At 43.9% G+C, this 14,571-nt stretch carries 12 protein-coding genes; 5 read left to right on the top strand and 7 right to left on the bottom strand.

Features of this window, described 5'->3' with window-relative positions; all coding sequences use genetic code 11:
• Window positions 1–42: 42 nt before the first annotated feature.
• A complete protein-coding gene (locus tag BMW86_RS12960) occupies window positions 43–2,145 on the bottom strand; it encodes a heavy metal translocating P-type ATPase (RefSeq protein ID WP_089782179.1) in 2,103 nt (700 codons plus the stop codon).
• A gap of 84 nt (window positions 2,146–2,229) precedes the next feature.
• Between BMW86_RS12960 and tsaE the strand changes: the two genes are divergently transcribed.
• Together tsaE and BMW86_RS12950 are read left to right on the top strand one after the other, a co-directional pair.
• Window positions 2,230–2,643, top strand: coding sequence for a tRNA (adenosine(37)-N6)-threonylcarbamoyltransferase complex ATPase subunit type 1 TsaE (tsaE, locus tag BMW86_RS12955; RefSeq protein WP_089782178.1), 414 nt, complete (start codon window positions 2,230–2,232; stop codon window positions 2,641–2,643).
• A gap of 68 nt (window positions 2,644–2,711) precedes the next feature.
• A complete protein-coding gene (locus BMW86_RS12950) occupies window positions 2,712–3,929 on the top strand; it encodes an alanine dehydrogenase (protein ID WP_089783665.1) in 1,218 nt (405 codons plus the stop codon).
• Between the two features lie 4 nt (window positions 3,930–3,933).
• On the opposite strand, the gene BMW86_RS12945 is transcribed toward BMW86_RS12950, so the two are convergent.
• From BMW86_RS12945 to BMW86_RS12930, 4 genes are all read right to left on the bottom strand, one after another.
• Window positions 3,934–5,169, bottom strand: a complete 1,236-nt coding sequence (locus tag BMW86_RS12945) for an outer membrane beta-barrel protein (protein ID WP_089782177.1) — start codon at window positions 5,167–5,169, stop codon at window positions 3,934–3,936.
• Window positions 5,170–5,244: 75 nt separating this feature from the next.
• Window positions 5,245–6,045 (bottom strand): undecaprenyl-diphosphate phosphatase, encoded by an 801-nt coding sequence (locus BMW86_RS12940; protein ID WP_089782176.1) that lies wholly within the window; start codon window positions 6,043–6,045, stop codon window positions 5,245–5,247.
• 72 nt (window positions 6,046–6,117) lie between these two features.
• The gene (locus BMW86_RS12935) at window positions 6,118–6,384 is read right to left on the bottom strand and encodes a DUF3098 domain-containing protein (RefSeq protein ID WP_089782175.1); all 267 of its coding nucleotides are present in this window, start codon (window positions 6,382–6,384) and stop codon (window positions 6,118–6,120) included.
• A gap of 15 nt (window positions 6,385–6,399) precedes the next feature.
• Complete coding sequence (locus tag BMW86_RS12930; RefSeq protein WP_089782174.1) at window positions 6,400–7,275, bottom strand: cell division protein FtsX; 876 nt, start codon at window positions 7,273–7,275, stop codon at window positions 6,400–6,402.
• 98 nt (window positions 7,276–7,373) lie between these two features.
• Here BMW86_RS12930 and leuS point away from each other — a divergent pair, with 98 nt between their 5' ends.
• Window positions 7,374–10,142 carry a leucine--tRNA ligase gene (leuS, locus tag BMW86_RS12925; protein WP_089782173.1) on the top strand — a complete coding sequence of 923 codons (2,769 nt, stop codon included), beginning with the start codon at window positions 7,374–7,376 and terminating at the stop codon, window positions 10,140–10,142.
• A 70-nt stretch (window positions 10,143–10,212) separates the two neighbouring features.
• Window positions 10,213–10,908: a peptidoglycan DD-metalloendopeptidase family protein gene (locus BMW86_RS12920; RefSeq protein WP_089782172.1), complete on the top strand. Its 696-nt coding sequence runs from the start codon at window positions 10,213–10,215 to the stop codon at window positions 10,906–10,908.
• On the opposite strand, the gene BMW86_RS12915 is transcribed toward BMW86_RS12920, so the two are convergent.
• Entirely contained in the window at window positions 10,880–12,184 is a 1,305-nt protein-coding gene (locus BMW86_RS12915) for a M20/M25/M40 family metallo-hydrolase (RefSeq protein ID WP_089782171.1), read from the bottom strand. The two genes, BMW86_RS12920 and BMW86_RS12915, sit on opposite strands and share 29 nt — an antisense overlap.
• A 77-nt stretch (window positions 12,185–12,261) precedes the next feature.
• On the opposite strand from BMW86_RS12915, the gene ruvB reads away from it, so the two are divergent.
• Window positions 12,262–13,284: a Holliday junction branch migration DNA helicase RuvB gene (ruvB, locus tag BMW86_RS12910; RefSeq protein ID WP_089782170.1), complete on the top strand. Its 1,023-nt coding sequence runs from the start codon at window positions 12,262–12,264 to the stop codon at window positions 13,282–13,284.
• 384 nt (window positions 13,285–13,668) lie between these two features.
• Here the strand turns inward: ruvB and BMW86_RS12905 are convergent, their stop codons facing one another.
• Window positions 13,669–14,568, bottom strand: a complete 900-nt coding sequence (locus BMW86_RS12905) for a bestrophin family protein (RefSeq protein WP_089782169.1) — start codon at window positions 14,566–14,568, stop codon at window positions 13,669–13,671.
• Window positions 14,569–14,571: the final 3 nt, after the last annotated feature.

Raw genomic sequence — 14,571 nt, 5'->3', positions numbered from 1 at the left:
TAAAGTGCAACTGCAAAAGTAGTGAAAAGCAACGGATGCAGTTTAGATCACTTTTTTGTACCTCAGTCTTATAGAATTCACTGCAAGCACTATATCTGACAGTGCCATCACACCTGCTCCTGAAATAGGGCTTAACACCCCGAAAGCAGCAAAAGGAATAGCCACTATATTATAAATGAACGCCCAGAAGAGGTTCTGTTTGATGGTCATATAGGTATGCCTGCCCAGCCCAAGTGCCAGTGGCAAAGAAGATAAATGATTATTTAACAGGATCACATTGGCACTCTGCATAGCCACATGGGTAGCATCACTCAAAGAGATGCCTATGCTGGCCCTTGCCAGTGCAGGCGCATCATTGATACCATCTCCCACCATTGCTACAGGCGCTTCTTTCATCAGGGCATCTATCTTCTGTAATTTCTGTTCCGGTGTTTGTCCGGCGAATACTTCTGTGATGCCTGTCAAAGCAGCTATCTCCCGGCATTTGCGTTCAGTATCTCCGCTCAATAAAACAGGGATAATACCGCGTTTTTTTAACTGAATTACCATCGCTGCTGCATCAGGGCGCAGTTCATCGGTAAAGTCTATCCATCCTGCCAGCTGCCCGTTTTTCAGGAGATAGATATTATGACTATCATCCTGAGTAGCCTGCTGTGCCATGATAAAGGAGCCTAGCTGCCATTCATTCCCCTCTTTATCATTTGCCTGCATTCCCTTTCCTTTTATCTCCCTTACCTGCTGTAAGGATACGCCAGCTTCCCCTTTCCAGATAGTGGTCAGGGAACGGGCGATAGGATGTGAGGAGTACTTCTCCAGGCTGTAGATAACGGATTTAAACTCCTGCTCCGTCATCCCCTTAAAATCATACTTACTCAGCTTTAATTTGCCGGTAGTAAGGGTACCTGTTTTATCCAGCACCACGTATTTAATGTCTTTGAATGCTTCTAATGTATTAGCCCCTTTTATCAGGATACCATTGCGGGCAGCACGGCCTAACCCCACCATTACAGCTGCAGGAGTCGCTAATCCCATCGCACAGGGGCAGGCAATCACCAGTACCGCAATACTGCGCATAATGGATTCTCCTGCTGTTACATGGCCAAAAATGAACCAGCCCAGGAAGGTAAATATGGCGATACTCAGTACCAGTGGTACAAAGATGGCGCTGATACGATCAGCCAGCTTCTGCATAGCCGGTTTGTGCGACTGTGCCTGTTTTACGAGTTCTATAATATAAGAGAGAACAGTATCTTTTCCCGTAGCGGTGATGAACATTTTGATACTGCCATCTTCCATAATCGTTCCGCCAATGGCTTTGTCTTTTTCCCTTTTGGCTACCGGCTCACTCTCTCCTGTAATCATCGCCTCATTGATATGTCCGCTACCCCAGTAGATCGTCCCATCCATCGGGATTTTATCCCCGGTGTTTACCAGTACGCGGTCTCCCGCTTTCAGGATCTGGTTGTCCACTTCATGGATATGTTCATGGTCGCCATGAGTTTCTATAAGGCGGGCAGTGGTTACCTGCATCTTAGCCAGTGCCGTGATGGCAGTAGTAGTTTGTTTTACAGAACGTTCTTCCAGCAGATTACCCAGGAATACCAGGGTGATGATAGCCGCGGCTGTTTCGTAGAACATATAATCATGGCCCAGGTACAGGATAGTGCCTGTAAGGCTGTACCCAAAGGCAGCAGTAGCTCCCAGAGTAATCAGCACATCCATATTGGCCATTTTGTTTACCAGTGAGCGCCAGGCACTACGTCCAAAATGCCACAGGCCCAGCAGGTATACCGGTGTAGATAAAGCCAGCTGAACAAGCGGGTTCTGCAGCCAGTCCCATTGTACCCACATATGCAGGAGCAGGGGCGCTGTAAATATTGCGCAAAAGATGAATTTGAATGTTAATGTATTGAGAAAGGCCGTTTTGGACACCGGCTGATCCGGTAATATTACCTGGTACCCCATCTGACCAATGCCTGTCAGCACCTCATTCACAGCATGTCCTTCCGGTAATATAAAGCTCAGATCATCTGTGGCAAAATTCACGTTCACATCCTGCATACCTTTCTGTTCAAGGTATTTGGATACCGTGAGCGCACAGTTGGTGCAATGCATACCTTTTACTTTCCAGCTAATCGTTTCCATACCCTAACAAAGTTACCCTACAGCCATTTATGTGAATAAAATATTAATGCAACGGAGTAGCAATGCATTATTTAAATTTACGCTATGGAATGGATCTTTTCTGAAGAAGAATTGCCGGCTACTGCCCTCAGTTTCTGGCAATATTACAGGGAACAACATGTATTTACACTGGAAGGGGCTATGGGAGCGGGTAAAACCACTTTCGTGAAGGCCCTGTGCACCGCTAAAGGGGTAGCAGATGCGACTGCCAGTCCTACGTTTTCTATCATCAACCAATATATATCTGCCGATCAGCAGCCCATCTACCACCTGGACCTGTACCGTTTACGGGATGAGGAAGAAGCGATTGCTGCCGGTGTAGAGGATACAATTTACCAGCCTGGCGCAATTTGCTTTATAGAATGGCCGGATATTATCGCTTCCTTGCTGCCACCAGACACAGTCCGGTTGCAGTTAACCGTTTTACCGGACAAAAAAAGGCTTTTACGTGCCAGATAATTGCTGTGAACAAATATTGTATCTTTGGAGATAAGGTAATAATCACCCGGATCAATCTTGATACTAATATGGAGCAAAGGCAAAAACCTGTTGTGAGTGCTGGCTTTACATATTCACCGTTGGAAGAAACGTTGGATATTCCTCAAAAAAACTCCCGTTTATTTATAGGTATACCAAAAGAAACCTCCTTCCAGGAGAACCGCATCGCGTTAACGCCTGATGCTGTTGGTGTGTTGGCTAATAATGGTCATCATATCGTAGTAGAACATAAAGCCGGCGACGGTTCTCACTTCTACGATACAGACTTTTCAGAAGCCGGTGCAGAGATCCTGTATGATAAAAAGGAAGTATTTAAGGCGGAAATCATTGTAAAATCGGCTCCGCTGAGTGATGAGGAAATTGAGTTGCTGCGCCCTCACCAGATTGTAATCTCCCCTATTCACCTGGCTGCCCTGAAAGCAGAACAGGTACAGAAGATGATGGAGAAACGTATCACCCTTCTTTCTTTCGAAAACCTGAAAGACGATTCAGGTACCTACCCGATTGTACGTGCGATGAGTGAAATTGCCGGTGGGGCAGTAATGCTGCTGGCAGGGCAATACCTCAGTAATGGTAACAAAGGAAAGGGCATCCTGTTAGGTGGTATCACCGGTATCCCTCCTACCAAAGTAGTGATCATAGGAGCTGGTATTGTGGGCGAATTTGCTGCCCGTACCGCCCTGGCACTGGGATCTTCCGTAAAAGTATTTGATAATAATATTTATAAGCTGAAGCGCTTACAGAATAACATAGGCGTACGTTTATTCACCTCTGTTATACAGCCCAAAGTACTGGGAGAACAACTGCGTACTGCTGATGTGGCAGTTGGTGCACTCTCTTCCCAGAGCGGCCGTACTCCTATTATTGTTACCGAATCTATGGTCAGCAATATGAAGGCCGGCGCTGTGATTGTAGATGTAAGTATAGACCGTGGGGGGTGCTTTGAAACATCGGAGATTACCAGTCATGAGAATCCGGTATTCAAGAAATATGACGTAGTACATTACTGCGTACCTAATATCCCATCAGGATTTGCCCGTACCGCCTCCCAGGCTATCAGTAATGTACTGATGCCACTCTTACTGGAAGCTGCAGATGATGGCGGGTTTGAGAACCTGGTATGGATAAAGCGCGGCGTACGTAACGGTATTTATCTTTACAAAGGCGCTCTCACCAACTACCACCTAAGCGAAAAGTTCAAACTGAAATATACAGATCTGGAATTGTTACTGGCAGTGAAAGGGTAACGCTTTAAAAGCGATACCCTACAATCAGCTGGTAGGAATCAATAGTTACACTATTGTTAACCATACCAGACATTCCATTACTGCCGGCATATCTTGCTTCAAAACTCAGTTTATGAACAAGTACTCCCAGACCGATAAGTATGGATTGCTCCAGTTTACGTGGGCCATCAATAGCATCTACAGCCCTGCCCGAACCCGAAGTTCTTATAATTTTGTTCTCCTTTGTAGAGATCACAAATGAATTACCCATCCCTATATCTCCAAATGGTCTGATTACTCCTTTAGGATAAACGTAACGGAACATCGTGCTTATCTGCAAATAAGAAAAATCAAGGTTTACCGGAGACTTATCTCTCGCTGTACCATCTGCCTTTACCTCTTTATAGAACACCTCATTGTGCAACACAAACTGCCCTCTGTTTCTGCCAAATGGCACATCCAGAAAGACCCCTATTATAGGGCTTGTAGAAGAATTATAGCTGCTCCCATCAAAAATATTGGACGGGCCGGAAAATTTATAGCTGTTAAAGGAAGCGCCTGCCATTACACCAAATAGCACTCCAGCTTTTTCTTTCTTCTTTACAAAAGGTTCTTTAGCATTGACAACCTTCGAGTGATTGTATTCTTCGAAAAGATTTACCAGATTATTCTCCCTGTATGCCACATGTGATGCACGTTTAGCAACAGAAGGAAAATCTGCAAACAGGGTAGACAATTGTTGCTGATAGGTTTTGCCCTCATAAATTCCACCAGTGGAACTATTGGATACAAATGCTACTACATGCTCCAGGTCCGTAGCACTTTCCGGCTTGCCGGAAGCCTCATAGATATAATGGGTCCTGGCATTTTTATCCGTATACACATACAGATTATAGGTACCTGTAACGAGTACCCGTATGAAAACAAGTGTATCCTGGAATACCCTTTCAACGGGTGCAGTCAGTGCCTGTATATCCTGTCTGGTAACATCCATTCTGATCTGCCTGCTTACATTTGTTTCATCCGGTTCTGCTATACGAAAAGCCCTGATATCACCAGGACCAAAATGCTGTACTTTATCGTCAGACAAACTTGTTTTAAAGCTGATCTCTGATGGTGCAATATTCCAGTTACGGTAATCAATAAATCCCCGGAGAGAGTCTCCCTGCAGGTTTGTGATAACAGCTGGAACATAATTACGTTGTGCAGAGATACTGGTTACAAACAGTAATAGAAAAAGGAATAGCGGAATAATTCTCATTATCAGAAGTATAGGTTTAAAAAAACAACGGTCTGACAACCTTTCAGTTGTCAGACCGCTCACAAAAAATATTATTTATATGGATAATTTATACCCCATACCAATAGCTACCAGGATCGCAATCCCTACTATGATACGGTAATAGCCCCATACTCTGAAGCCGTATTTTTTTAATGTAGTAATAAAGAACTTAATAGCGATCATAGCTACGATGAAAGCCACCACGTTTCCTATCAGTAATAACTTGATATTTTCCGGATGAGAGATCAGCAGTTCACGTTCTTTCAGCAGTTTGTAACCGGTGGCAGCAGCCATGGTAGGAACAGCCAGGAAGAAGGAAAACTCAGCAGCTACATTGCGGGTCAGCTTTTGCTGCATACCACCAATAATAGTGGCAGCGCTGCGGCTTACCCCCGGGATCATGGCAATACATTGCCAGAAACCGATACGGATGGCGCGGAAAAAACTGATCTGCTCATCATGATCTATCTCGGGTTTGGTGAACAGGTTGTCCACGAAAAGCAGGATAATACCACCAACCAGTAAGGTAATACCTACTACCAGCGGGCTTTCTAATAAAGCATCGATCTTATCTGCCAGCAGGAAACCGATGATGAGCGCCGGGAGTACCGCCAGGAATAACTTGATGTAAAAGTTCAGCCTGTTCTTATCAAATACAAAGAATTTCTTCCAGTATAATACAACTACAGCCAGGATAGCGCCTAACTGGATACATACTTCAAACAACTTGGTGAATTCGTCTTTATTGATCCCCAGCAGAGCACTGACGATGATCATATGCCCGGTGGAAGAGATAGGCAGGAATTCGGTAAGTCCTTCAATAATTGCAATAATGATAGCATCCAGTGTGCCCATGACATCTTAGCTTGTTTATCAAAAAAAAAGCGATGAACGTTCATCGCCAGAATTATTTAATAGCTGCAGGTCCTATGCTTTCTTAGGCTTACGCATGATAGCATAAATCTCTACGAGCAAACCGAGTACTATTACTGTAGGAGCAACGGTAATACGGCGGAAGCTGTACACTTCTTCAGGTTTAAAATGATTAGGATCATCAGTATAACCACCCATCATTAACAGGAAACCGATCACAGTAATTACCAGTCCCGCTATCATGATCTTATAGTTATCTTTTGCGAAAACAGGATTACTGTCTGTCACTGTTTTTTCGATTTGTTTGGTTTCTTTACTCATAGTATGTTGAAATTATCAATAGAGATCATCGAGTTTCAGACGCAGGTACTTCATAACAGAACGGTGGGTGCTTACCAGCGATATACAGATACCGATGATGATCATTCCCAGGAATAATACCGTAATCATGAAGTAGTCCCGCATGCTGCCAAGCTCAGGCAACAGCTGGTCTGCAAAATATAAAATGCCCACTAATCCTGCAATAGCCAGTATGGCACTCAGGGCGCCGTTAATAATACTGCGGATATCGAATGGTTTGGCAATGAACCAGCGTGTCGCCCCTACCATCTGCATGGTTTTGATGAGGAAACGGTTGCTGAACATAGCCAGACGGATCGTATTATCTATCAGGAAGATCACTACCAGGGCCAGGAGTAAACTTACGCCCAGTATCACCAGACCGATCTTTCTCACATTTTCATTCAGTTTGCTTACCAGCACACGCTGATAGGAAATTTCCCTTACGATGCTTTGCTGTGTAAGGTTAGCTTCAATAATTTTGAGACTGTCCGGATTCACATAACGCGCATTACCTTTAATATTGATACTGGCGTATAGCGGATTGTATTGTAAGAGATTGATGAAATCTTCGCCGAATTCCTTTTTAAAGCGTTGGGCCGCCATATCTTTGGAAACGTACTCGATCGATTTGATATACGGTCTCTGGGCAATGGAGTCTTTCAGGGCAATTGCCTGCTCTTCTTTTACATTATCCCTTAAAATCACCTGGATTTCAATGCTTTCCTTAAAAAACTCACTTAGTTTATTGGCATGTATCACTATCAATCCAAGAATTCCTAACAGGAATAATACCAGCGCTACTCCAATAATGGAATATAAATAGGAAGGTTTAGATTTTTTTGAAGATGATTTACCGGGTTGCTGCGCCATTAATCTACCGTTTACAGGCGAAAATAACAAAAATTAGCAGTTATGTTTACTTTTGTCATCCTTTAACGTTATTTTAAGTTAGTCAGATAATCAGAAATATGGAATATAATTTCAGGGCTATTGAGAAAAAATGGCAGGAACACTGGGTAAAGACCCATGCTTACCGGGTAAGCAACAACAGCCCCAAACCGAAATGTTATGTAATGGATATGTTCCCCTACCCCTCGGGAACAGGCCTGCACGTAGGCCATCCGCTGGGATATATCTCATCGGATATCTATGCCCGCTATAAAAGACTGAAAGGCTTTAATGTGCTGCATCCTATGGGATGGGACGCCTTTGGCCTGCCGGCAGAACAATATGCCCTGGAAACAGGACAACATCCTGCGGTAACAACTGCGCAGAATACAGCCTTTTTCCGTAAACAACTGGATAATATCGGCTTTAGCTTCGACTGGGAAAGAGAAATCAATACCAGCGATCCTAATTATTATAAATGGACACAATCCATATTCCTGAAGCTGTTTAACAGCTGGTTCGACCGTTCCCAACAAAAAGCTATAGGAATAGATAAGCTGATTGCCCTTTTTGAAAGTAACGGTAATGCGGGCCATGAATGCCCCGGCGACCGTACCATTTCCTTTACTGCTGCCGAATGGAAACAATACCCGGAAGCACAGCAAAGGGAAATACTCATGCATTACCGCCTGGGCTTCCTGGCTTATGCGGAAGTAAACTGGTGCGCAGCACTGGGTACCGTACTGGCCAACGATGAAGTAGTGAATGGTGTGAGTGAACGCGGTGGTCATCCCGTGGTTAAGAAGAAAATGCGTCAGTGGTTCCTGCGTATCACTGAATATGCGAATCGCCTGCTGGAAGGGCTGGAAACAGTTGCCTACAGCGATGCCATGAAGGAAATGCAGCGTAACTGGATCGGTAAGAGCCAGGGCGCTGAGATTACGTTTAAAATTGATGGCAACGCAGATAACGTTCTGACAGTATATACCACCCGCCCTGATACCATTTTCGGTGTTGACTTTATGGTGGTAGCTCCTGAACATGAGTTAGTAGGGAAGATTACTACTCCGGACAAAAAAGAGGAAATAGAGAAATACCTGGATTATGTACAAAGCCGTTCCGAAAGAGAACGTATGGCTGAAGTAAAATCTATCACAGGAGCCTTTACCGGTGCGTATGCGGTGAACCCATTTAATGGCAAACTCATTCCTGTATGGATCTCTGAATACGTATTGGCAGGTTATGGTACCGGTGCTATTATGGCGGTGCCATGTGGTGACCAGCGCGACTTTCTCTTTGCCAAACACTTCAATATTCCTATCACAAACATTATAGGAGATGCGTTTAACGGTGAAGAAGCCAATCCTACCAAGGACGCTATCTTACAACACAGCGACTTCCTCAATGGTGTGAATATGAAGGCTGCAATGGATATTGCTGCAGATAAGATAGAAAGCATGGGTATTGGCAAACGCCAGATCAATTACAAGATGAGGGATTCCGGATTCAGCCGTCAGCGCTACTGGGGCGAACCCTTCCCTATTGTGTACAGGAACGGTATTCCATATGCACTGGAAGAAAAAGATCTGCCTGTAACATTGCCACATGTAGAGAATTATAAACCCGGAGAAGAAGGCGAAGGGCCACTGGCCAACATCACTGACTGGGTAAATATCGATGCGGATACTAAACGTGAGACCAATACTATGCCCGGTTATGCGGGCAGCAGCTGGTACTTCCTCCGTTATGCAGATCCTCATAATACTTCCACATTTGCAGACCGTAGCGCAACCGACTACTGGAACCAGGTGGATGTGTATGTAGGTGGTACAGAACATGCTGTAGGGCATTTGCTGTATTCCCGTCTGTGGACAAAAGCACTGTATGATCTTGGTGAGATTGGTTTTGATGAGCCTTATAAAAAGCTGATCAACCAGGGGATGATAGGCGGAAGTTCCCGCCTGGTATATCGTGTACGTGGTACAAATACGTTTGTTTCCCTTGGATTGAAAGACCAGTACGAAACAGATGCATTACATGTGGATGTAAATATTGTAGATGGTGTAGAGCTGGATATTGAAGCATTTAAGAAATGGAAATCTGATTACAGTAACGCTGAGTTTGTACTCGAAAACGGTAAATACCTTTGTGGTACACAGTTGGAGAAAATGAGTAAGCGTTTATTCAATACAGTTGATCCCAATGTTGTTGTAGAGAAATATGGTGCTGATACTTTCCGTATGTACGAGATGTTCCTTGGCCCTGTAGAACAATCCAAACCATGGGAAACCAAAGGTATTGAAGGAGTGCACCGCTTCCTGAAAAAACTCTGGAGATTATATGCTGATGAGCAGAAAGGATTGATCGTAAAAGATGCAGCAGCTACTCCGGAAGAGCTGAAAGTATTACATAAAACTATTCAGAAGATAGATGCCGATACCGAGCATTTCTCTTATAATACAGCAGTGAGCCAGTTCATGATTTGTGTAAACGAACTGAGTACACTGAAAAGTAACAAACGCAGCATACTGGAGCCTTTACTGATCCTGTTAACGCCTTATGCTCCTCACGTGAGTGAAGAACTCTGGCATTTACTGGGTAATACTTCCAGCATACTGGATGCTCCTTACCCTGTATTTGAAGAGAAATATGTGAAGGAAAGCGCATTCAATTATCCGATAGCTGTAAATGGTAAAACCCGTACAGAGCTGAGCTTTGCACTGGATCTCGAAAATACCGTGATTGAAGAAACAGTGCTGGCAAATGAAACTGTACTGAAGTGGATGGAAGGAAAACCATTGAAGAAAATGATAATTGTGAAAGGAAAGATGATCAATATTGTGATCTGATTTCTATAAAGATTGTACCTGAATGATCAGTTGCGACCTTCGTAACTGATCATTCTCATTTTAAAAACTTATGCTTAGTAACCTGTTACAGCGGCACCAGCCCTTTCAGCCGATAGTATTGTACAATCCTTTACAGGACAAGCTGCTTCCTATGGACTTCACAGCTGCCAATACCGCACTCACCCCAGAGATACTGGATGATGTACAGTTATTCTCAGATTATGTATCTAAAGAATTAGCACATCATCACTGCCGGTTTGGAATTGGAGGATATGCAGAACACCGCACTATATATGCCCGCAGTGCGCATTTTGATACGGGAGAAGAACCGCGTCGCCTGCACCTGGGTATAGACATATGGGGAGAAGCTGGTACGCCCGTATTTGCACCTTTAAATGGAGAAATTCACAGCTTCCGTTTCAATGACCAGCATGGAGACTATGGAGCTACAATTATTTTGAAACATCAGCTGGAAGAATTTACTTTTCATACTTTATACGGACATCTCTCTTTAGCCGATTTAAAAGATTTACAGGATGGTCAGAAAATAGTCGCCGGACAACAGATAGCCCACTTTGGAACTATTGAAGAAAACGGTCACTGGCCCCCTCATTTACACTTCCAGCTGATCATAGATATGGAAGGGCTACAAGGTGATTATCCCGGTGTATGCCAGTACAGTAAAAGAGAAAAGTATTTATCGAATTGCCCGGACCCTGATCTGATCTTACAGATGATCACACCTTCTTCTTATCCACACGTTTAGGGGTATCTGTTCCGTTTACGATGCTACGTGCACTGGTAATGATTCCCTTTATTACGTTGGTGAGGTTAGCTAAATCAAGTGTTTTCACCTCATCCCCTACGTTGTGATACAACGTATCCGTATCTATACGGGCAGTAGAAATAGTATGTGCTGGTACGCCTAATTTTGCTAACGCTGCATTATCCGCGCGGTAAAAGAGATGCTGATCCGGATAAGGATCGGGGTATACCTGGAAAGGCGTGTTTTTTACATTACGTTTGAGGATTTCCCCAAAATCTGAACGTTCATAACCCGTGACGAAAATACTGTTCTTCCCGAATTTAGAGACCTTACCCAGCATATCTATATTGAACATAGCGATTATCTTCTCAGCAGCAGGATCTCCATGTGCAGCATAGTAATGCGATCCATATTCACCGATCTCTTCTCCCGTAAATGCAATGAATAATATAGTACGGGCCGGTGCCGGCTGTTTCTTATAATAATTCGCCATGGAAATGATGGCAGTAATCCCGCTGGCATCATCATCTGCCCCATTGGCAATGCTGTCCCCTGCCTCCGGTGGCTGGATACCCAGGTGATCATAATGTGCAGAGAAGATGACATATTCTTCTGGTTTGGTAGCACCACGGATCATGCCTACCACATTAAAGAGCGGCAGTGGTGTTACCTGCTGATCTGCTTTTACGGCCCAGGTTTGAATAGCGCTGTCTGCCGCAGTTTTCAGTATCATGACTACCGTTTTTCCACTGTCTAACAAGTGCCTGCCGGTTTCCTGTATGCCATGATTATAACTGGTGAATTCTTTGTTATGCGCAGAGTCTACCCATACAATGGTATTACGTTTCGCTCCACGCAGCAGTTTTTCCAGCTGTTCGTAAAAGTTATCGCCGGATTTTACCTGAATACTTTCCAGGGGGGTATCCTGATTCCATTCCACATGAGAAGCGGCCCCCAGTACCAGTACCCTGTCACCTCCCGGTTGTGTATGTCCGTTCAGCCAGAGTTGCTGTATACCTGGTTTTACTTCGTAGTGGGAGAATACCTGGCGGAAGCCTTTATTCCCGGGGAAGGGTTGCAGTTTTGCTTTGGTGAATTCCTGTTCTATAAAGGTGGCCGCTTTTTCAGCGCCGGGAGTGAATGTTTTTCTCCCCTGCATATCATCGGCAGCTAATGTTGAAATGATCCTTGTTACTTCTTTTTCTTTGATATCCTGTGCAGTGGTGCACATAGAGAAAAAGCACAGGGCATTTATCAGGATGTATTGTTTTTTCATAATGGAGTACTTTGCGGTCAACCGTCATATACAATATATGAAACATTGGCCATATTTTTGGTAACTTTCGCCCTGATATGTCTAATCCGCTAAGACCAGAAGAAAACCGCCCGGGTGCGGCAGAAAAGGAGTTTGAGAACAGCATACGGCCGAAAGAAATCGTCGATTTCTCCGGGCAGGACCAGATCATTGATAACCTGAAGATATTTATCAAGGCGGCCAAGCTGCGGGGAGAAGCGCTGGACCATATTTTATTCCATGGCCCTCCGGGTTTGGGTAAAACCACGCTTTCCCGTATAGTATCTACAGAGATGGGGGTGAACATCCGTGAAACGTCAGGACCGGTAATTGAAAAACCGGGAGACCTGGCAGGATTGCTCACCAATCTGGAAGAAAGAGATGTGCTGTTCATTGATGAAATACACCGCCTGAGCAATGTGGTGGAGGAATACCTGTATTCTGCCATGGAAGATTATCGTATCGATATCATGATTGATACGGGTCCGAGTGCAAGGTCTATACAGATCACTTTACATCCTTTTACACTTATAGGGGCTACTACCCGTTCCGGGTTACTGACAGCGCCTTTACTTTCCCGCTTTGGGATTAAATCCAGACTGGAATATTATAACTCGGCTACCTTACAGAAGATCATCTGGCGTGCTGCAGGTTTACTGCAAACCAAGATCACTTCGGATGCTGCAATGGAGATTGCACGACGTTCCCGCGGAACTCCGCGTATTGCCAATGGCCTGTTACGCCGTGTTCGTGATTTTGCACAGGTAGTAGGGAATGGGGTGATAGATCTTGATATTGCTCAATACAGCCTGAAGGCGTTGAATGTGGATGAGTATGGACTGGATGAGATGGATAACCGTATCCTGCTGACTATTATAGAAAACTTTAAAGGCGGGCCTGTGGGGATCACTACTATTGCCACTGCAGTAGGAGAAGAATCCGGTACTATTGAAGAAGTGTATGAGCCTTTCCTGATACAGGAAGGATTTATTAAACGTACACCAAGGGGAAGAGAAGTTACTGAGAAGGCATATAAACATCTGGGTAAGACTCCCAGAGCTGAAGGCGGATTATTATTCTAAGATCTATATACAATTAGTTTGAATGTTATGACAGTGTAGATTGCCAGATGTTGTTGATAAATACACTGCATCTGACTGTTTAGTTCTCTGATTTAGCTTTGGAATATGGGTTCAGGATCTATTTTTCAATTTAACTTCACCTAATATTCACGTCAGATAAGGTGTATTTATCAACAACATCCGGCCCGAAGATGATTATGTAACAAACTGAGTCAATACACCAAAAAGGCTCCCATAAGGAGCCTTTTTGCTACAACAACCTTTGATTCAACACTCACCCCAGAGGAGCCCCCTGCTTATAGTAATCCAGTTAAACAAGGGTTCCTCACGAAGATTTCTTAATTCCTTCCCTTTCGATCCAGCCTGATTACAAGCCTCCTTTTTTTACATTACGTAGTATTTATAAACAGCCTCGCTTTCTGGTATCTGGTGATCATTCAGCATCTGCTTCAGATCTCTTTCTATATTGCGTGATATAGCAGTCATAGGTGTATCTGTTGGCTTATTGTCAAATGGGTCCTGTAAGTGGATAGCCATTTTTTCTATCAGCAGGAAAGATGCTGAAATAGCTACTACCATTGGAATGGCCAGGACACCGAAATTCTGTATCAATGCAAAAGGTAACAGCAGTATAAAGAAGTTCATAGAAAAATGGATATACAGGCTGTAAGTAGCCGGGAACACCGTATTCTTAATTCTTTCACATTTTCCCATTGCATCACATAAACGACTGAGCGTTCTATCCAGTTCCACCTGCTGATATTCATTCAGCCACTCCTGTTTTAATGCATAGTTCAGATCACGTGCATGCAGTTCCAGTAATGCCATTGGCACACTTGTATATTTAGATATAAAAGCCATTTCTCTTTTGGAGAGCAGTCTTTCAAGTCCTTCTTTTGCATCCAGTCCTCTCAATGACTGACTTAATGCATAACACCATGCTATCTGCCGGCGCACCAGCTTTTCTCTGAATAATACGGTGTCTTCCCGGTCATCTATAAATGATAATATCTGTCTTGATAAAGAGCGTGAATCATTTACGATGGCCCCCCATATGGTACGTGCTTCCCACCAGCGATCATATGCCTGGTTGGAACGGAAAGCCAGCAACAGAGAAATGACTGTACCCATTATCATTGGCACTGCCAATGGGATTTCCATATTTGTTAACTTAAACTGGCTGTGCAGGAGTACTATAAAAAGCGTGTACACTGCCACCAGCAATACCTCATACTTTATTTTCCCGAAAACGTATTTTAAGGGAATATTTTCTTTCAGCAACATATA

The organism is Chitinophaga sp. YR573, from assembly GCF_900110995.1.
In the GTDB taxonomy this organism is placed as follows: domain Bacteria; phylum Bacteroidota; class Bacteroidia; order Chitinophagales; family Chitinophagaceae; genus Chitinophaga.
Note: the sequence above shows the minus strand (reverse complement) of the source record. Positions and strands in the feature narration are given on the sequence as shown.